General features: G+C 66.8%; 18 protein-coding genes. 9 read left to right on the forward strand and 9 right to left on the reverse strand.

Annotation, left to right across the window (positions count from 1 at the left end):
* Positions 1–33 precede the first annotated feature (33 nt).
* From ACX40Y_RS02270 to ACX40Y_RS02295, 6 genes are all read left to right on the forward strand, one after another.
* Positions 34–2,547 carry a penicillin-binding protein 1A gene (locus ACX40Y_RS02270; RefSeq protein WP_459117908.1) on the forward strand — a complete coding sequence of 838 codons (2,514 nt, stop codon included), beginning with the start codon at positions 34–36 and terminating at the stop codon, positions 2,545–2,547.
* Between the two features lie 84 nt (positions 2,548–2,631).
* Positions 2,632–3,759 carry a peptide chain release factor 2 gene (gene prfB / locus ACX40Y_RS02275; protein WP_459117909.1) on the forward strand — a complete coding sequence of 376 codons (1,128 nt, stop codon included), beginning with the start codon at positions 2,632–2,634 and terminating at the stop codon, positions 3,757–3,759.
* 38 nt (positions 3,760–3,797) lie between these two features.
* Complete coding sequence (locus tag ACX40Y_RS02280; RefSeq protein WP_459118385.1) at positions 3,798–4,526, forward strand: class I SAM-dependent methyltransferase; 729 nt, start codon at positions 3,798–3,800, stop codon at positions 4,524–4,526.
* Positions 4,527–4,598: 72 nt separating this feature from the next.
* Positions 4,599–7,523, forward strand: a complete 2,925-nt coding sequence (gene ileS / locus ACX40Y_RS02285) for an isoleucine--tRNA ligase (protein ID WP_459117910.1) — start codon at positions 4,599–4,601, stop codon at positions 7,521–7,523.
* Positions 7,523–8,044, forward strand: a complete 522-nt coding sequence (lspA, locus tag ACX40Y_RS02290; RefSeq protein ID WP_459117911.1) for a signal peptidase II — start codon at positions 7,523–7,525, stop codon at positions 8,042–8,044. Before ileS ends, lspA begins: the two co-directional genes overlap by 1 nt.
* Positions 8,037–8,450: a DUF3035 domain-containing protein gene (locus tag ACX40Y_RS02295; protein WP_459117912.1), complete on the forward strand. Its 414-nt coding sequence runs from the start codon at positions 8,037–8,039 to the stop codon at positions 8,448–8,450. Before lspA ends, ACX40Y_RS02295 begins: the two co-directional genes overlap by 8 nt.
* Before the next feature lie 120 nt (positions 8,451–8,570).
* Here ACX40Y_RS02295 and ACX40Y_RS02300 read toward each other — a convergent pair whose 3' ends face one another.
* The 4 genes from ACX40Y_RS02300 to ACX40Y_RS02315 form a co-directional block, all read right to left on the reverse strand.
* Positions 8,571–9,359, reverse strand: a complete 789-nt coding sequence (locus ACX40Y_RS02300; protein ID WP_459117913.1) for a TorF family putative porin — start codon at positions 9,357–9,359, stop codon at positions 8,571–8,573.
* A 276-nt stretch (positions 9,360–9,635) separates the two neighbouring features.
* Positions 9,636–10,100 (reverse strand): RidA family protein, encoded by a 465-nt coding sequence (locus ACX40Y_RS02305; protein ID WP_459117914.1) that lies wholly within the window; start codon positions 10,098–10,100, stop codon positions 9,636–9,638.
* Between the two features lie 31 nt (positions 10,101–10,131).
* A complete protein-coding gene (locus tag ACX40Y_RS02310; RefSeq protein WP_459117915.1) occupies positions 10,132–10,743 on the reverse strand; it encodes an HAD family hydrolase in 612 nt (203 codons plus the stop codon).
* The gene (locus ACX40Y_RS02315; RefSeq protein WP_459117916.1) at positions 10,740–11,006 is read right to left on the reverse strand and encodes a DUF3572 family protein; all 267 of its coding nucleotides are present in this window, start codon (positions 11,004–11,006) and stop codon (positions 10,740–10,742) included. The genes ACX40Y_RS02310 and ACX40Y_RS02315 overlap by 4 nt, the downstream gene beginning before the upstream one ends.
* Positions 11,007–11,039: 33 nt before the next feature.
* On the opposite strand from ACX40Y_RS02315, the gene ACX40Y_RS02320 reads away from it, so the two are divergent.
* Positions 11,040–11,450, forward strand: a complete 411-nt coding sequence (locus ACX40Y_RS02320; protein WP_459117917.1) for a response regulator — start codon at positions 11,040–11,042, stop codon at positions 11,448–11,450.
* A 49-nt stretch (positions 11,451–11,499) separates the two neighbouring features.
* On the opposite strand, the gene rpmG is transcribed toward ACX40Y_RS02320, so the two are convergent.
* Positions 11,500–11,667 carry a 50S ribosomal protein L33 gene (rpmG, locus tag ACX40Y_RS02325; RefSeq protein WP_025294449.1) on the reverse strand — a complete coding sequence of 56 codons (168 nt, stop codon included), beginning with the start codon at positions 11,665–11,667 and terminating at the stop codon, positions 11,500–11,502.
* 262 nt (positions 11,668–11,929) lie between these two features.
* Here rpmG and ACX40Y_RS02330 point away from each other — a divergent pair, with 262 nt between their 5' ends.
* Positions 11,930–12,427, forward strand: a complete 498-nt coding sequence (locus ACX40Y_RS02330; RefSeq protein ID WP_459117918.1) for a Dps family protein — start codon at positions 11,930–11,932, stop codon at positions 12,425–12,427.
* Between the two features lie 70 nt (positions 12,428–12,497).
* Here the strand turns inward: ACX40Y_RS02330 and ACX40Y_RS02335 are convergent, their stop codons facing one another.
* Complete coding sequence (locus ACX40Y_RS02335; protein WP_459117919.1) at positions 12,498–12,812, reverse strand: hypothetical protein; 315 nt, start codon at positions 12,810–12,812, stop codon at positions 12,498–12,500.
* 76 nt (positions 12,813–12,888) lie between these two features.
* Positions 12,889–13,725 carry a metallophosphoesterase gene (locus ACX40Y_RS02340; protein WP_459117920.1) on the reverse strand — a complete coding sequence of 279 codons (837 nt, stop codon included), beginning with the start codon at positions 13,723–13,725 and terminating at the stop codon, positions 12,889–12,891.
* A gap of 46 nt (positions 13,726–13,771) precedes the next feature.
* Between ACX40Y_RS02340 and ACX40Y_RS02345 the strand changes: the two genes are divergently transcribed.
* Positions 13,772–15,349 (forward strand): cisplatin damage response ATP-dependent DNA ligase, encoded by a 1,578-nt coding sequence (locus ACX40Y_RS02345; protein ID WP_459117921.1) that lies wholly within the window; start codon positions 13,772–13,774, stop codon positions 15,347–15,349.
* Here the strand turns inward: ACX40Y_RS02345 and ACX40Y_RS02350 are convergent.
* A complete protein-coding gene (locus ACX40Y_RS02350; protein WP_459117922.1) occupies positions 15,342–15,932 on the reverse strand; it encodes a PEP-CTERM sorting domain-containing protein in 591 nt (196 codons plus the stop codon). The two genes, ACX40Y_RS02345 and ACX40Y_RS02350, sit on opposite strands and share 8 nt — an antisense overlap.
* Positions 15,933–16,370: 438 nt before the next feature.
* Positions 16,371–17,159 (reverse strand): cold-shock protein, encoded by a 789-nt coding sequence (locus ACX40Y_RS02355; RefSeq protein WP_459117923.1) that lies wholly within the window; start codon positions 17,157–17,159, stop codon positions 16,371–16,373.
* Positions 17,160–17,170 lie beyond the last annotated feature (11 nt).

The following is a 17,170-nucleotide window of genomic DNA, read 5'->3' on the forward strand; positions in this document are numbered from 1 at the left end:
TTCCGCCGCAAAAGATGCTACACCGCGCGCCGCATGGCCGACGGCGAACCCCCAATCGACAACGTCAAGATCAAACGTGGCGACGAGCCGGGCTTCTGGCGCCGGCTGCGGCGGCGCTGGTGGTTCCGCGCGCTCGCCATCGTGGCGCTGCTCGCCGGTATCGGCGCGTTCCTGCTGTGGCTGCTGGTCGCGCGCAACCTGCCGTCGGTCGATTCGCTGCGCACCTATGAGCCACCACTGCCGACCTATGTCCGCTCGGCCGATGGCACGCCGATCCACAGCTATGCGCGCGAACGGCGCGTCCAGCTGAGCTTCAACGAATATCCGCCGCTGCTCGTCCGCGCCTTCATGGCCGCCGAGGATCGCACCTTTTTCGAGCATCACGGGCTGGATTTCCCCGGCCTCGCCCGCGCCGCGGTGATGGGCGCGATCCGGGGCGAGACGCCGCGCGGCACCTCGACGATCACGCAGCAGGTGGCGAAGAACCTGCTCGTCGGCAACGAGGCGAGCTATATGCGCAAGCTGAAGGAAGGCATCCTCGCCTGGCGCATCGAGGATACGCTGACCAAGCAGCAGATCATGGAGCTGTATCTCAACTCGATCGAGCTGGGGCGCAATGCCGGCGGCGTCGAGGCGGCGAGCCATGCCTATTTCGGCAAGAAGCTCGATCAGCTGACGCTCGCGCAGATGGCCTATCTGGCGATCCTGCCGAAAGGCCCCGCCAACTACGATCCCGATCGCAATACCCAGCGCGCGCTCGAACGCCGCAACTGGGTGCTCGGCGAGATGCTGCGCAACCGATTCATCGATCAGGCCCAGCACGATCGTGCGGTGGCCGCCCCGCTCGGCACCGTGCCGCGCCAGACGCCCAAGTTCGAGCGCGTCGGCGGCTATTTCGTCGAGGAAGTGCGTCGCCAGCTGATCGGCCTGTTCGGCGAAACCAACAAGGACGGGCCGTATAGCGTCTATAATGGCGGCCTCTGGGTCCGCACCTCGCTCGATCCGCGGCTTCAGGCCTATGCCCAGCGCGCGCTGCGCGACGGCCTGCTTCGCTATGATCGCGGGCGCGGCTGGTCCGGCCCGATCGGCAAGGCCGAGATCGGATCGAGCTGGCAGCAGGCGCTGCTCGCCCAGAATGTGGGCGTCGATTATGACGACTGGCGCGCGGCGATCGTGATCGATCGCGACGACGCGAGCGCGACCCTGGGCTTCGACGACGGCAGCACCGGCCGGATGGCGGCAAGCGCCGCGGCGATGCCGGTGCGCGGCAAGGGTGGCCATGCATTCGATTCGATCGAGCGCGGCGACATCCTGGCGGTGGCGCCCGATGGCAGCGGCTGGGCGCTGCGCAGCGTGCCGAAGATTTCGGGCGGCATGGTCGTCGAGGAACCCGACACCGGCCGCGTCCTGGCGATGCAGGGCGGGTTCGATTCGCGGCTACAGTCGTTCAACCGCGCGACCCAGGCGATGCGCCAGCCGGGATCGACGATCAAGCCGATCGTCTATGCCGCCGCGCTGGAAAACGGGATGACGCCGGCATCGATCGTGGTCGATGGCCCGTTCTGCGTCTGGCAGGGCGCGGGGCTGGGGCAGAAATGCTTCCGCAATTTCGGCAATGCCCGCGGCGCCGGGCCGCACACGCTGCGCTGGGGCATCGAACAGTCGCGCAACCTGATGACGGTGCAGATCGCCAACGCGACCGGCATGGACAAGGTGACCGACCTGATCCAGCGCATCGGCATTTCGAAGAACAGGTTCAGCCCGTATCTTTCCTATGCGCTCGGCGCCGGCGAGACGACCGTGCTGCGGATGGTCAACGCCTATTCGATCCTGGTCAATCACGGCCGCGCGCTCAACCCGACGCTGATCGATTTCGTGCAGGACCGCCGTGGCAAGGTGATCTTCCCGCGCGACTGGCGCCCCTGTTCGGGCTGCAACGCGGCCGACTGGAACGGTAAGCCGATGCCGCGCCCGGTGCGCCGCGCGCGCCAGGTGCTCGATCCGCTCACCGCCTATCAGATGGTCCACATCACCGAGGGCGTCGTCCAGCGCGGCACCGCGACGGTGCTGCGCGATCTCGACCGGCCGATGATGGGCAAGACCGGCACGACCACCGGCCCGACCGACGTCTGGTTCGTCGGCGGCACGCCGCAGATGATCGGCGGCCTCTATATCGGCTATGACACGCCATCGAACCTGGGCGGCTATGCCCAGGGCGGCTCGATTGCGGCGCCGATCTTCAAGCAGTTCGCGATTCCCGCGTACAAGGACATGGAGAAGCTGCCCTTCATCGCCCCGCCGGGCATTCGCATGGTGCGGATCGACCGGCGCAGCGGCAAGCCGGTGCAGGGCGCCTGGCCGAGCGACGATCCGCTGTCGCCGGTGATCTGGGAAGCGTTCAAGCCGGAGAGCGATCCGTTCCGCAGCCGCCGCACGCGCGGCGACGAAGAAACGCCTGACGCCACGGCCAGCGACCAGCCGGCACAGCGCAAGAGCGATCGTCAGGGCGACAGCGACTTCTTGCAACGCCAGGGCGGAATCTACTAGCGCGGGCGATACGCCCTATATGTCCATCGGTCGCCGGCCCGCCGGACCGCGATCCGCACGTTTTTATTCGGAAGGTTTTTGATCATGCGCGCCGAAGCGCAGGCCAGTGTCGACAAGATCAACGCAGCGCTCGCGCTGTTGCGCCGCTCGCTTGACTGGGACCGCGCGTTGCGCAGGCTCGACGAGCTCAACGCGCGCGTCGAGGACCCCACTTTGTGGAACGACGCCAAGAAGGCGCAGGACGTGATGCGCGAGCGCCGCCGGCTCGATGAGGCGATCTCCGCCACCCGCGCGATCGAGCGCGAGCTGAGCGACACGGTCGAGCTGATCGAGATGGCCGAGGCCGAGGGTGATGCCGAGATGGCCGACGAGGGCACCGCCGCGCTTGCCGCGCTGGCGGCCCGCGCCGAAGGCGACAAGGTCAAGGCGCTGCTGTCGGGCGAGGCCGATGCCAACGACACCTATGTCGAGATCAATGCCGGCGCCGGCGGCACCGAATCGAACGACTGGGCCGAAATGCTCCAGCGCATGTACACGCGCTGGGCGGAACGGCACGGCTACAAGGTCGAGCTGGTCGACTATCACGCCGGCGAACAGGCGGGCATCAAATCGGCGACGCTGCTGTTCAAGGGCGAGAACGCCTATGGCTATGCCAAGACCGAAAGCGGCGTACACCGCCTGGTCCGCATCAGCCCGTTCGATTCGAACGCACGACGCCAGACCAGCTTCGCATCCGTCTGGGTCTATCCGGTGATCGACGACAATATCGAGATCGAGATCAACGAAAGCGAGCTGCGCATCGACACCTATCGCGCCTCGGGCGCGGGCGGTCAGCACATCAACACCACCGATTCGGCGGTGCGCATCACCCATTTGCCGACCGGCATCGTCGTGCAGTGCCAGAACCAGCGTTCGCAGCACAAGAACCGCGCCGAAGCCTTCAACCAGCTCCGCGCCCGCCTGTACGAGCGCGAACTGGCCGAGCGTGAGGCGGTGGCCGACGCGCAGAACGCGACCAAGACCGATATCGGCTGGGGGCACCAGATCCGCTCCTATGTGCTCCAGCCCTATCAGCTGGTGAAGGATCTGCGCACCGGCGTGTCGTCGACCGCGCCGAGCGACGTGCTCGACGGCGATCTCGATGCGTTCATGGCGGCGGCGCTGGCACAGCGCGTCACGGGCGAGGCGGTCGAGGTGGAGGACGTCGATTGACGCTCGCCGCGCGGCAGCTCCTGCTCGGCGTCGGGCTGATGCTCGCCGCATGCGACGGCAGCAGCCGCGCGCCGCGCAACGAGACGCGCCAGTCGATCACCGGCTTCCCCGCCGCCGATCGGCCGGTGGCGACGATTGTGTCGTCGCGCTGGTCGAGCGAGGAGGCACGCGACCGGCTGAACGAGGCCGGACAGGTGATGGACCTTGCCGGGATCAAGCCGGGCATGACCGTCGCCGACATCGGTGCGGGCGAAGGCTATTACACGATCCGGCTCGGCCAGCGCGTCGGCGCCAAGGGCCGCGTCGTCGCCGAGGACATCGTTCCCGACTATATCAGCCAGCTCGCCACCCGCGTCGTGCGCGAGAAGCTCGACAATGTCAGCGTGCGCCTGGGCCTGCCCGCCGATCCGCGGCTGCCCGAAGACAGCTTCGATCGCGTGCTGATGGTGCACATGTATCACGAGATCGAATCGCCCTATGAGTTCCTGTGGCGGCTGCGGCCGTCGCTGGCGCCGGGCGGCCAGGTGATCGTCGTCGATGCCGATCGCCCGACGCAGAATCACGGCACGCCGCCCGCCTTGCTCAAATGCGAGTTCGCCGCCGTTGGCTATGCGCAGGTGTCGATGCGGCCGATGCCCTCGGCCGGCGGCTATATGGCCGTGTTCGAGGCACGCGGCGAGCGGCCCGAGCCCGACACGATCCGCGCCTGCAAGTCCGGCGCGCACGCCCCGTCGGTGACCCCCTTGCCCAACGGCGCGCACGAATAGCGATACCCGAACCGCGCGGCGCGAACGGGAGGGATGACTTCCCCTCGCACACCGGCTAATCCCGCGCGACCCATGACCGACGCAACCGACACCCAGCGCGACTGGCGCGACACCGTCTTCCTGCCGAAGACCGATTTCCCGATGAAGGCCGGCCTTGCTGCCAAGGAGCCCGCCATCCTCGAGCGCTGGGCGAAGATTAGGCTCTACCAGAAGCTGCGCGAGGCCCGCGCCGGCCGCGAGCGCTTCCTGCTGCACGATGGCCCGCCCTACGCCAATGGCGACATTCACATGGGCCATGCGCTCAACAAGATCCTGAAGGACATCGTCGTCCGCAGCCAGAGCCTGATGGGCAAGGACGCGCCCTATGTCCCCGGCTGGGATTGCCACGGCCTGCCGATCGAGTGGAAGGTCGAGGAGGCCTATCGCGCCAAGAAGCTTAACAAGGACGAAGTCGACCCCGTCGCCTTCCGCGCCGAATGCCGCGCCTATGCGGAAAAATGGGTGGCGGTGCAGCGCGGCCAGTTCGAGCGGCTCGGCATCCTGGGCGACTGGGACGACCCCTATCTCACCATGAAATTCGACGCCGAGGCGCGGATCGCGGCTGAGCTGCTCAAGTTCGCCGAGAGCGGCCAGCTCTATCGCGGCGCCAAGCCGGTGATGTGGTCCCCGGTCGAGAAGACCGCGCTGGCCGAGGCGGAGGTCGAGTATGAGGATATCACGTCGACGCAGATCGACGTGGCGTTCGAGATCACGGAGGCACCGAACGCGCCCGAGTTGGTCGGCGCGCATGCGGTAATCTGGACGACCACGCCGTGGACGATCCCGGTGAACCAGGCGCTCGCGTATGGGCCGGAAATTGAGTACGTTCGAGGCTGGTTCCGGAGCGTCGACGGTGAGGTAGTTCCTCCGCAACTTGATGGGAAAACGTTCTTAATCGCAGCCTCTCTCTTAGGCGCTTTTCAGAACCGAGTTTTGCAACAGAATCGCGATCTTCCGCGCTTGGCATTTGAACACGAGCCGGTGATTCTCGGTTCGCAGCTCGCCGGCGCCGTCGCGCGCCACCCGATGCACGCGCTCGGCGGGTTCTTCGCCAAGCCGCGGCCGTTCCTGGCCGGCGACTTCGTCACCACCGATGCGGGTACCGGCCTCGTCCATATGGCGCCCGACCATGGCGAGGACGACTTCCTGCTGTGCAAGGCGCACGGCATCGATCCGGTGTTCGCGGTCGACGGCGCCGGCATGTACCGCGCCGACTGGCTGTGGCTCGGCGGCCAGGGTTCGGTGATCAACAAGAAGTTCGTCAGCGCCGAAGGCCCGATCTGTTCGGACCTGCGCGCCGCCGGCGCGCTGCTCGCCGCCTCGGACGACTTCCAGCACAGCTATCCGCACAGCTGGCGGAGCAAGGCGAAGATCATCTTCCGGGCGACGCCGCAGTGGTTCATCCCGATGGACAAGCCCACTCCCTCTCCCCTCCGGGGAGAGGGTCAGGGAGAGGGGGACTCTCCAGCAGCGACGTCGCCCGCGGACATGCCCCTCTCCCAACCCTCTCCCCAGGGGGGAGAGGGCTTTGCGGGTGGCAACGCCCCCACCCTCCGCGCGATCGCGCTCGATTCCATCGAACGCACCCGCTGGGTGCCCGAGCGCTCGATCAACCGCATCCGCGCGATGGTGGAGGGCCGCCCGGACTGGGTGATCAGCCGCCAGCGCGCCTGGGGCGTGCCGATTGCGCTCTATGTTCGGCGGGGAACCAACGGCGAGTACCTCCGCGACCCGGCGGTCAACGCCCGCATCCTCGACGCCTTCCGCGCCGGCGGGGCCGATGCGTGGTTCCAGGCCGACCACCAGGCGCTGCTCGGCCCAGATTACCGCGCCGAGGACTATGAGGTCGTCACCGACATTCTCGACGTGTGGTTCGACAGCGGCTCGACGCACAGCTTCGTAATCGAGGCGCGCTATGGCGAGGGCGTGCGCGCCAACCTCTATCTCGAAGGTTCGGACCAGCATCGCGGCTGGTTCCAGTCGTCGCTGCTCGAATCGTCGGGCACGCGCGGCCGGGCGCCCTATGACGCGGTGCTCACCCATGGCTTCGCGCTCGACGGCCAGGGCAAGAAGATGTCCAAGTCGCTCGGCAACGTCGTCGATCCCCTGAAGATCATCGGCGAGAGCGGCGCGGACATCCTGCGCCTCTGGGTCGCGCAGACCGACTATTTCGACGATGTCCGCATCGGCAAGGAAGTGCTGGCCGGCACCGGCGACGCGTACCGCAAGATCCGCAACACCTTCCGCTATCTGCTCGGCGCGCTCGACGGTTTCGGCGAGGCCGAGAAGGTCGCGGTGGCCGACATGCCCGAGCTGGAGCGCTATGTGCTCCACAAGCTGGCGGCGCTCGATGCGGAGCTGCGGTCGGCGGCGGAGGCGTTCGAGTTCAACCGCTATGCCCGCGCGCTCGGCGATTTCATGAACGAGGACCTCTCGGCCTTCTTCTTCGATATCCGCAAGGACTGCCTCTACTGCGACGCCGAGAGCGATCCCAAGCGCCGCGCCTATCGCACCGTGCTGGACGTGCTGTTCCACGCGCTGGTCCGCTACGCCGCGCCGATCCTCGCCTTCACCGCCGAGGAAGTGTGGCAGAGCCGCTTCCCGAGCGAGGACGGATCGGTCCACGAGCTGGAATGGCCGCTGCTGCCGGAGGGCGCGTCGGTCGAGCATGACTGGACCGCGATCCGCGCGCTGCGCCAGACCGTCACCGAGGCGATCGAGCCCTATCGTCGCGAGAAGAAGGTCCGCTCCAGCCTCGAGGCCGAGGTGACGGTGCCGAGCCTGCCGATGCCGGCCGAGGACCTGACCGAGCTGTTTATCGTGTCGAAGGTGGATCAGGCCGCCGATGTCACGGTGACGCCCACCGATCGCCACAAATGTGGCCGTTGCTGGCGTCATCTTCCCGAAGTGACGCAGGACGGGGCGCTATGCGACCGCTGCGCAAAGGTGGTGTCGTGATGAAGTCGGTTCGTATTGTTGGCTTTGCCGCGGCGCTGGGCGTGTTCGTGCTCGACCAGCTGACCAAATTCGTCGTCACCGGCCCGCTGGGGCTGGTGGTGCAGAATGATTCGATGACGCTCACCCCGTTCTTCGACCTGCGTTTCGTCAAGAATATCGGCGTCTCGCTGGGCCTGCTTTCGGCGAACAGCGTGACGATGCGCTGGCTGCTCGTGCTGATGACGGCGGTGATCGCGATCGGCGTGTGCGTGTGGATGCTGCGCGAAAAGAAGACGGGCGACGTCTTCGCGCTGGGCCTGGTGCTCGGCGGTGCGTGCGGCAACATCCTCGATCGCGCGCGGCTGGGCTATGTCGTCGATTTCGCCGATCTGCATTTCGGCGAGTGGCGCCCTTTTTTGGTCTTCAACGTCGCCGATGCAGCGATTACCATCGGCGTGGTAATCTTGTTGATCCGCGCGCTCTTCGTTCGCGACAAGGCCCCCAAGTCGCAGGCCCCTGTGGAGAATAAACTGAATGCGTAAGCTCATCCTCGTCGCGGCAGGCGTTGCGCTCGCGGCATCGCTGTCGGCGTGCGGCAAGCGGGGCTATGATCGGGCACGTCCCGACGAATTCGCGGTTGCGCGTCAGGCGCCGCTGGTGATTCCGCCCGATTTCGCGCTCAAGCCGCCGCAGCCCGGCGCTGCCCGGCCGCAGGATACCGCGCCGTCGGATCAGGCGCTGGAGGCGCTGTTCGGTGGGTCGGCCGCACGCAGCGCGGGCGAGGCCGCGACGCTGGACGCAGCAGGCGGATCGAGCGCCGATGCGGGCGTGCGCAGCACCGCCGGCAGCCCCACCACGCCGGTGGTGGACAAGGGCGCGACCACGCAGGAAATCATCGCCGCGCCGCAGGGCGACGGCCGCGACGCAACGGTGCGCACGCCGCGATGAGTTCGTCGCCCGGCGGCCGGGCGACATCAGGAACCGGGTCAATCTTGCCGGTCGCGCCGGGCGCGTGATCGGCGGAACCGGGAGCGGCCTCCCCGCCGCTCCCGCCCCCCTCAGCCGATATCAGAAGCTGACGCTGACCGATCCCAGGATGCCGCCCTTGGCCGCATCCTTGCCGCTGGGCGTGGTGAAATAGGTGTCCGTATCGACATAGGACACGCCGAGCGTCAGATTTTTCCAGGTATAGGCGGCGCCCAATGCCCAGTCGGTATATTCCGACGTCGGACCCGACAGCCAGCTGGGGCCGAAGGTGTGGCCCAGATGCGCGCTGACGCTGAGCGGCGTGTTCGGGATGGCGGCGGAGAGATCGCCGGCCAGATAGACATTGTCGTTCTTGGACAGCGTGCCGCTCTGACCCTGATCGAGCGCCAGCGCCTTTTGCTTGGGCGCATAGTTGACCGTCGCCTTCGCCGCGACCGGGCCGAACGCGTAGCTCACCGAGGCATAGGGCTCGATGAAGTCGGATGACGAGCGATCGCCGGTGAAGCCGGGGCGAGTGCCGGGATAGACATAATAGAGCGCGCCGACGTCGAGCGTGACGCCGTTGAAGCTGTGCTTGTAGCCGCCGATCAGGTCGATCTCCTGATGCGCGGTGCCGTGGACGGTGACGTAATCGTCGATCGACGAGCCCCAGACCGAGACGTAGAAGCCCGATTCGTGGCTGACGGTGAGGCTGCCCTGCACCGCGAAATTGCCGTCGGTCTGCGAAATGCCGCGGAACTTGTAGTCGCTGACCACGGCGGCGCTGCCGTTGACCGTCACGGCCGGTGCCGGTGCGGTTTCGTCCTGCGCAAAGGCGGGCATGGTGCCGGCGAGAAGAAGCGCGCCGATGCTGAGCGTGGAAAAGCGCATGGAATCCCTTTCATTCAATCCAAAGGGTTCCCGCCTGCGGCGCCCGGCATTGCTTGATGATTGGCTCTGCGGCCGTTGCAATTTCCAGACGACGACAAGTTCATGGCCCAAAGCTACCGCAGCGCACAACAATCTTTGCTCGATCATCAATGTTTCGTGACGAAGTGTTGCTGCGTCGCCACATGCCCATCCGGGCGCGGGGCAACAAAAAACCCCCTCGGCATCGCCGAAGGGGCTTTTGAAGCGCAGCCGATGCTGCGTGACAGGAGGGCCGGATCAGTCGATGGCGATGATCGCATCGACCTCGACGGCGGCGCCGAGCGGCAGGACCGCCACGCCGACGGCGCTGCGGGCATGGCGCCCAGCCTCGCCGAACAGCGCCTGCATCAGTTCCGACGCGCCATTGGCGACCTTGGGCTGATCGACGAAGCCGGGGGCGGAGTTAACGAACACGCCCAGCTTCACGATGCGCTTGACGCGCGTCAGATCGCCGTCCAGCGCCTTCTTGATCTGCGCCACCAGCATCAGCCCGCAGCGCTGTGCCGCTTCGGTACCGAAACCGATGTCGCGATCCTCGCCCAGCCGACCGGTCATCACCGCGCCGTCCTTGAACGGCAGCTGGCCCGAGATGTGGAGGAGCCCGCCGGCCTCGACCACCGGCACATAGGCCGCGACCGGCGCGGCGGCTTCGGGAAGGGTGAGGCCCAGTTCGGCGAGCTTGCGATCGATGGCGGTGGTCATGGCCCTGCTCAACCACCGGAACCGGGGCCGGTCAAGCCTGCGCGAACGCCGCTAGGATCCAGTCGGCCGCATCGCGCCAGTCGTCGATACGGGCATGGGCGTGCGGCGCGGGTGGCACCGCCGGCGCCATGGCGGGTTCGGCGATCATGTGCAGCCGGAGCACATCGGGGGCATGCTCGGCGACCGATTCGTGATGCGTCGCCAGATCGTCGACGAACACCGCCACCGGCGCGCCATGTTCGGCAACCAGCCGCGCGACCGGCGGCCCCTTGCCCCCCTGGTTGCACTCGACCCGATGCGCGATGCCGTGGGCGGAAAGCTGGGCGATGCGCGAGTCGCGGCAGTGATCGCCGAGATTGGTGAGCACGACGATGTCCGCAACCTGCGCGATCCGGGCGAGCGCCTCGCGGGCGTGCGGCACCAGCGTCTGGCGATCCATCTGATCGGGAAAGAAGCCGTCGAGCAGCGCCCACATTTCGCGCGGCGCGAGCAGCGACCCGTCCGCGCGGCGGCGCATCGACTGCGCGAAATCGCCGCCATCGGGCGCGAAGTCGATGTCGTGGGCTTCGCCCAGCCACTCGCCGAAATGCCGCACCATGTGGAGCAGCACTTCGTCGCAATCGGTGATCAGCAGCGGCCTCATGCGGCTTCCAGCGCGCCGCGCGCCGCGACCAGCGCCGCGGGCGGCACGTCGAGCGCGGCGGCGCATGCCACCAGATCGGGCTCATGCGATTCGAGGAACGCGATTGTCGCCGCGAGCAGCGACGGCTCGGCCGCCCGTGCGCGAAGCGAGGCGGGATCGAGCCCGGTCAGATCGAGCAGGCGCGACGCGCGCGCCGGCTCGCCCAGCGTCCATGCCAGCGCCTGCAGGGCGAGCGCTTCGGGATTTGTCTCTGCGGCTGCCATGCCCTACTGAACCTCAAAATGTCGGGGAAGCGCGTGCCAAAACGAGTGCTCGTTGTCGAGGACAACGAACTCAATCTCAAGCTGTTCTGCGATCTGTTGCGGGCGCATGGGTTCGCGGCAGAGCCGGTTCGCGATGGGCGCGACGCCGTCGCTTCCGCGCATCGTTTCGCGCCCGACCTGATCATCATGGACATCCAGCTGCCGCATGTCACCGGCTTCGAACTGATCCGTCAGATGCAGCACGACTCGGCGCTGTCGGCGATCCCGATCATGGCGGTAACCGCCTATTCCAGCCATGAGGATGAGGAGCGGATTCGCGCGGCGGGGGCGCGCGCCTATATCGCCAAGCCGATTTCGCTGGCCCGCTTCATCGAGCGCGTCAACGGCCTGCTGCCAAACGAAGACGCGCCGGACCCCGAAGGGGATCCAGCGCAGCCTGCCTGAACGTCGAGTTGGAAACGCAACGGGCACGGCCAAGCCGCGCTGCGGGGCGTTACTTGATCTTCGCTTCCTTGAACTCGACGTGCTTGCGCACGACCGGATCATATTTGCGGAAGTTCAGCTTTTCCGTCTGCGTGCGCGGATTCTTCTTGGTGACATAGAAGAAGCCCGTATCCGCCGTGCTGACGAGCTTGATCTTTACGGTGGTCGGCTTTGCCATGACCCGGAACCCTTGATTCGTGCGAAAAGAAATAGCGGCACACCGGAGCGTACCGCTTACAGAGGCGGGCGGATGCGCGAATCGGCGGGGAAAGTCAAGCTTTCGGCGCCAGATCGCGGCAATGCAGCCGTCGCGCGGCGACGCGCCCACGGCTTCGAGCGACCTATCCGATGGTACAGATCGGCAAAAATTCGCTGCAGCGCAAGGAACCAGTCCCTATATCCGAATCGTTAGGCTCTCGTATCGAAACCTGGAGGACATCATGGCAGACAAGACGGCCGCGTTGGCAACGCCGACGGACCTCAATCGCAACGACACGAAGAGCGTCGCCGACGCGCTGAACAGCGCGCTGGCAGATTGCTACACGCTGTATTTGAAGACCAAGAATTTTCACTGGCACGTGTCCGGCCCGCATTTCCGGGACTATCACCTGCTGCTCGACGATCAGGCCGCGCAGATTCTGGGCGTGACCGACGCGATCGCCGAGCGCGTGCGCAAGACCGGCAACACCACGCTGCGCTCGATCGGCGATATCGCGCGCCGCCAGACGATCTCCGACAATGACGCGGACTTCGTCGCGGCGACCGACATGCTGTCCGAGTTGCGCGACGACAATCTGAAGCTGGTCGAAAGCTTCCGCGCCGTGAAGCAGGCGGCGGAGGATGCCGGCGACAACGCAACCAGCGGCGTTGTCGACGACTGGACCGATCAGGCCGAGGAGCGCGCCTGGTTCCTGTTCGAGGCGAGCCGCAAGGGCTGAGCTTGCCCGGAGATAATGTCCAGATCGATCGGGGGCGCGGCGTGTTGCCGCGCCCCTTTTCGTATGGTCCTTACTGAATCCGGGCGAGGTCCGCCTCAACCTTCTGGAGCATCTCGTCGGTCAGCGCGCCGTTGGAAAAAGGCTGTACGGCGCGAAGGCTCATCGTCTTGAACGATTCATAGGCCGGGTGCGTCGAAACGCCGGGCAGGTCCGCGTCGAGAACCGCCTTCGCCTTTTCGTCGGCGACGAGCTGCTCGATCGGCGTATCGAGCGAGAATTTGGGGGTAGCGGCCGCTGGTGCGGCGGGCGGAGGGACGTCCTGCGCAGCGGCGGCGGTGGTCGTCAGGCAGGCGGCGACGGCCGCGATCGCAACAGCGAACTTCATCGATTGGCTCTCCCAAGGCGGGTGCGGCATCGCACCCAGCCGATGATGATGGCGAACCTGGCCGCTTGGCAAGCCACTATCGCGGCGGCGCGCCGATCGTCAGCAGCCACAGATCGGGCACGGCGCCAAGGCGGAGCGGCACGCCGCTCGTCCCGATCCCCGCCGTCACCACCACCGTGCGCGCGCCTTCGCGAATCACGCCGCACAGATAGCGCTGGCCATAGCGCGACGCCGTCACCGGCGCGCCGAGCAAAGGCAGGCGAATCTGGCCACAATGCGTGTGTCCTGCGAGCACCAGCCGATACCATGACGGCAGCAGCGGCACGACGTCCGGCGTGTGGGCGAGGACCAGCGTCGGCCCCGGCAGCGCCCGCGCGGCATGCTCGAGCGCAGCGGCGGAGAACCGCCCGTGATAGAGATCGCCGCCGCCGGCGATCGCCAGCGGGCCGCGCCGCACCGCCTGGTTGCGCAGCAACGTAACCCCCACCTGCGCCAGATGCTTCGGCAGGTCGCTGTCGCCGCGCGCGGGATAGTCATGGTTGCCGAGCACCGCGACCACCCCGAGCGGCGCACGCAACGCGCGCAGCGGCGCGACGGCCGCGGCTGGGCCGTAATGACGCGTCGACAAGCGGCGGTCCTGCTCGAAATCGCCGGCGATCAGCACGAGATCGGGATCGAGCCGGTTCACCTGATCGACGATGCGCGCGATCCGCGCCGGCGGCGTTTCGGGGCCGACGACATGAAGGTCGCTGAGCAGCACGACCCGAAGCGGCGGCGCCCCGGCGGGCCAGTCGGACATCGCCACCGAGAGGCGCCGAACCACCGGATCGCGGCCCGCCGTCCAATAGGCGAAACCGAGGATCGCCAGCCCCGCGACCACGAGGGCGAGCAAGAACAGAAGAAGGCGCTTCATCCCCACGCCCCTAGCGTAGCGTGGCGGCGACGACCATCTACGATCCATGCGCGCCTTTGCCGACCTGCTTGACCGGCTGATCTACACCCGGTCCCGCAACGCCAAGCTCCGTCTGATCGGCGCCTATCTGCGCGCGACGCCGGATCCCGATCGCGGCTGGGCGATGGCGGCGCTTACCGGCACGCTCGACCTGCCCGCCGTCAAGCCATCGACGATCCGCGCGATGATCGAGGCGCGGGTCGATCCCGTGCTCTATGCGATGAGCCGCGATTTTGTCGGCGATTCGGCCGAGACGGTCGCGCTGCTCTGGCCCGAGCCGAGGGTGCCGCCCACCGAATCGGAGCCGCTGACGCTGTCGAACGTCGTGGCGACGCTCGCCGCCCTTTCCCGCGCCGACGCACCCGCGGCCTTGGCGGCTATGCTCGACCGGCTCGAATCGGACGAACGCTATGCGCTGCTCAAGCTCGCGACGGGCGCGTTGCGCGTCGGCATCTCCGCCCGACTCGCTAAGACCGCGCTCGCCCAGGCCTTCGCCATCGACGTCGATGCCGTGGAAGAGGTCTGGCACGGGCTGACGCCGCCTTATGCCGCGCTGTTCGACTGGGCGGAGGGCCGCGCGCCACAGCCGCGGGCGCAGGACGTGCCCGTCTTCCGTCCCTTCATGCTGGCGCATCCCCTGGAGGAGACGGAGGTGAGCCTGGCCGATTATGCCGCCGAGTGGAAATGGGACGGCATCCGTGCCCAGATCGTCCATGCCGGGGGCGAGACGCGGCTCTACAGCCGGGCGGGGGACGACATCACGCGAAGCTTCCCGGAAGTCGCCGCCGCATTCGCCACGCCCGGCGTCGTCGACGGTGAATTGCTGGTTCGCGGCGAGGCGCAGGGTGGTGAGGCCGGCAGCTTCAATGCGTTGCAGCAGCGGCTGGGGCGCAAGACGGTGTCGGCAAAGATGCTGGCGGAGGCACCCGCCTTTGTGCGGCTGTACGATATCCTGTTCGACGGCGCCGAGGATCTGCGCCAGCTGGGCTGGAGCGAGCGGCGAGTACGACTGGAAGCCTTTGCCGAGTCGCTCAATGCCGAACGATTCGATGTGTCGCAGGTCATCGCGGCGGAGGATTTCGCGGCGCTTTCGGCGATCCGCGCCGGCACACGCGACGCCGCGATTGAGGGCGTGATGCTCAAGCGGCGCGACTCGCCCTATGTCGCGGGGCGGCGCGTCGGGCTGTGGTACAAATGGAAGCGCGACCCGCTGACCGCCGATTGCGTGCTGATGTATGCCCAGCGGGGCTCGGGCAAGCGCAGCAGCTTCTATTCCGACTTCACCTTCGGCGCATGGAACGACGCGGGCGAGTTGCTGCCGGTGGGAAAGGCCTATTTCGGCTTCACCGATGACGAGCTGAAATGGCTCGATCGACATGTCCGCACCCACACGATCAACCGCTTCGGCCCGGTGCGCGAGACCGACAAGTCGCTGGTGCTGGAAGTCGCGTTCGATTCGATCCATGAATCGAAACGACACAAATCGGGGCTGGCGATGCGTTTTCCGCGGATCAGCCGCATCCGCACCGACAAGCCAGTCGCGGAGGCGGATACAATCGAGGGGCTGCGGCGGATGGTCAGCTGAGCCGGGTACTGGAGGACCAGCCGACCCGCACGCGGCGCACCCGCATCGCGGCACCCGCCATGCCGATGCCGGCCAGCATGAGTCCCCACAGGCCCGGTTCCGGCACGCCGATCACGCCGCTCATCACCGTCGCCTGGTTCTGCGGCGCGATCTGCGCGTAGGAATAGCCGTTCGCCAGCACGTCCCCGGTACCGCCGAACCCGGTGGGAACGATCAGCTGGAGATAGTTCTGCGACAGATCGTAGAAATAGATGCTGGTCCCGCCATAATATTGCGCGACGCCGGTGTTGATATAGCCATAGGCACCGTTGCTACCCTGTGACAGCGTCAGCAGGATGGCGCCGTCGGCGTCGCGAATGTTGACCGTGTAATCGAGAAAATAGGCGACGCCCGAGGTCGGGAACGGGTCGGCGAGGCTGTAATGCCCGTCAAAGGAGCCGTCGCCCAGCATCGCGGTGAAGGCGGCGCCGGTCGCCGGCCGGAAGGTGCCGTGGAAGCGATACTCCGTCTGCGCGTCTGCCGTACTGCACAACGCAAAAAGCGAAGCCGAACCCACCAAGAAAAAGCGAACTGCGTTCTTCATCATAGATGCCATCTGAACACCCCCTCGTCTCAAACAGCTCAGACAGGCACTTGATACAATATTGCTGCCTCTGGGTGTGATGCTTCGTTCAACATTATTTCATCGAACCCGGCGCGCCGTGTTTCATAACGGGACAGTCATTCGTTTTCGGGTTCATGCGAAGCTGCATAGGTATGGCGCTCTCCCGCCCGCGCAGCAGGCGCAAGCCGACAATACCCGGCCGCTTCGCCTCAGCCTGCGGAGCACAGCGGTTGGTAGGGCGATTGGAGAGGATTGCGGCACGCGGATGCGTTCGCATCGATTAAAGCTGGCATCGGCAGTCCGGCAGCGCATCGCTCGCCGGGCTCGGCCCGTCCAGACTGAACCAACGCAAGATCCGCAGCGAAAAGGGCCGGACGTTTCCGCCCGGCCCTTTCCAATCGCGTTCGCCCTTGCGGATTACTGCTGCGGTGCGAGATTGACCGCTGCGTATTTGCCGCGACGATCGACCTCCAGCTCGAATTCGAGCCGGTCGCCTTCGTTGAGCGTCGGCATGCCGGCGCGCTCGACCGCGGAGATGTGCACGAAGGCGTCAGGCTGGCCATCATCGCGCTGGATGAAGCCGAAGCCCTTCATCGCGTTGAAGAACTTGACCGTGCCGGTTGCCTTCTCGCCCGTCAGCTGACGCTGCGGACCGCCGGCGCCACGCGCGCCACCGGCACCAGGGCCTGCATCACGCGGTGCACGCTCGGTGACCGGCATCGGCTCACCGTCGATCTTGAGCTCGGTCGCGGAGATGCGGCCGCCGCGATCGACGAGCGTAAAGCCGAGCGGCTGACCCTCTGCCAGCGCAGTGAAGCCGGCCTGTTCGACCGCGGAGATGTGCACGAACACATCTTCGCCGCCGTCATCGCGAACGATGAAGCCGAAACCCTTTTGCGCGTTGAAGAACTTTACGACGCCGGTGCCTTCGCCAACGACCTGCGGAGGCATGCCGCGACCACCACCGCCGCCGCCGCCGCGGAAACCGCCGCCGCCACCGCCGCCGAAGCCGCCACCGCCAAATCCACCGCCGCCGCCGCCGCCGAAGCCGCCACGGCCGCCGCCGAACCCACCGCGATCACCGCCGCCAAAACCACCACGGTCTTCGAAGCCGCTATAGCCACCGAAGCTTTCGTCGCCGAAACCGTCGCGCTTGTCCTTGCCGCGTCCGCCGCGCTCACCACGGCGCCCTCTATCGAAACCCATGCCCTGTTCGT

Source organism: Sphingomonas sp. RS6 (genome assembly GCF_054489705.1).

Coding starts and splice junctions, on each gene's coding strand:
- ACX40Y_RS02270 (WP_459117908.1), top strand. CDS start 34: ATGGCCGACGGCGAACCCCCAATCGACAACGTCAAGATCAAACGTGGC.
- prfB (WP_459117909.1), top strand. CDS start 2,632: ATGCGCGCCGAAGCGCAGGCCAGTGTCGACAAGATCAACGCAGCGCTC.
- ACX40Y_RS02280 (WP_459118385.1), top strand. CDS start 3,798: ATGCTCGCCGCATGCGACGGCAGCAGCCGCGCGCCGCGCAACGAGACG.
- ileS (WP_459117910.1), top strand. CDS start 4,599: ATGACCGACGCAACCGACACCCAGCGCGACTGGCGCGACACCGTCTTC.
- lspA (WP_459117911.1), top strand. CDS start 7,523: ATGAAGTCGGTTCGTATTGTTGGCTTTGCCGCGGCGCTGGGCGTGTTC.
- ACX40Y_RS02295 (WP_459117912.1), top strand. CDS start 8,037: ATGCGTAAGCTCATCCTCGTCGCGGCAGGCGTTGCGCTCGCGGCATCG.
- ACX40Y_RS02300 (WP_459117913.1), bottom strand. CDS start 9,359: ATGCGCTTTTCCACGCTCAGCATCGGCGCGCTTCTTCTCGCCGGCACC.
- ACX40Y_RS02305 (WP_459117914.1), bottom strand. CDS start 10,100: ATGACCACCGCCATCGATCGCAAGCTCGCCGAACTGGGCCTCACCCTT.
- ACX40Y_RS02310 (WP_459117915.1), bottom strand. CDS start 10,743: ATGAGGCCGCTGCTGATCACCGATTGCGACGAAGTGCTGCTCCACATG.
- ACX40Y_RS02315 (WP_459117916.1), bottom strand. CDS start 11,006: ATGGCAGCCGCAGAGACAAATCCCGAAGCGCTCGCCCTGCAGGCGCTG.
- rpmG (WP_025294449.1), bottom strand. CDS start 11,667: ATGGCAAAGCCGACCACCGTAAAGATCAAGCTCGTCAGCACGGCGGAT.
- ACX40Y_RS02330 (WP_459117918.1), top strand. CDS start 11,930: ATGGCAGACAAGACGGCCGCGTTGGCAACGCCGACGGACCTCAATCGC.
- ACX40Y_RS02335 (WP_459117919.1), bottom strand. CDS start 12,812: ATGAAGTTCGCTGTTGCGATCGCGGCCGTCGCCGCCTGCCTGACGACC.
- ACX40Y_RS02340 (WP_459117920.1), bottom strand. CDS start 13,725: ATGAAGCGCCTTCTTCTGTTCTTGCTCGCCCTCGTGGTCGCGGGGCTG.
- ACX40Y_RS02345 (WP_459117921.1), top strand. CDS start 13,772: ATGCGCGCCTTTGCCGACCTGCTTGACCGGCTGATCTACACCCGGTCC.
- ACX40Y_RS02350 (WP_459117922.1), bottom strand. CDS start 15,932: ATGAAGAACGCAGTTCGCTTTTTCTTGGTGGGTTCGGCTTCGCTTTTT.
- ACX40Y_RS02355 (WP_459117923.1), bottom strand. CDS start 17,159: ATGGGTTTCGATAGAGGGCGCCGTGGTGAGCGCGGCGGACGCGGCAAG.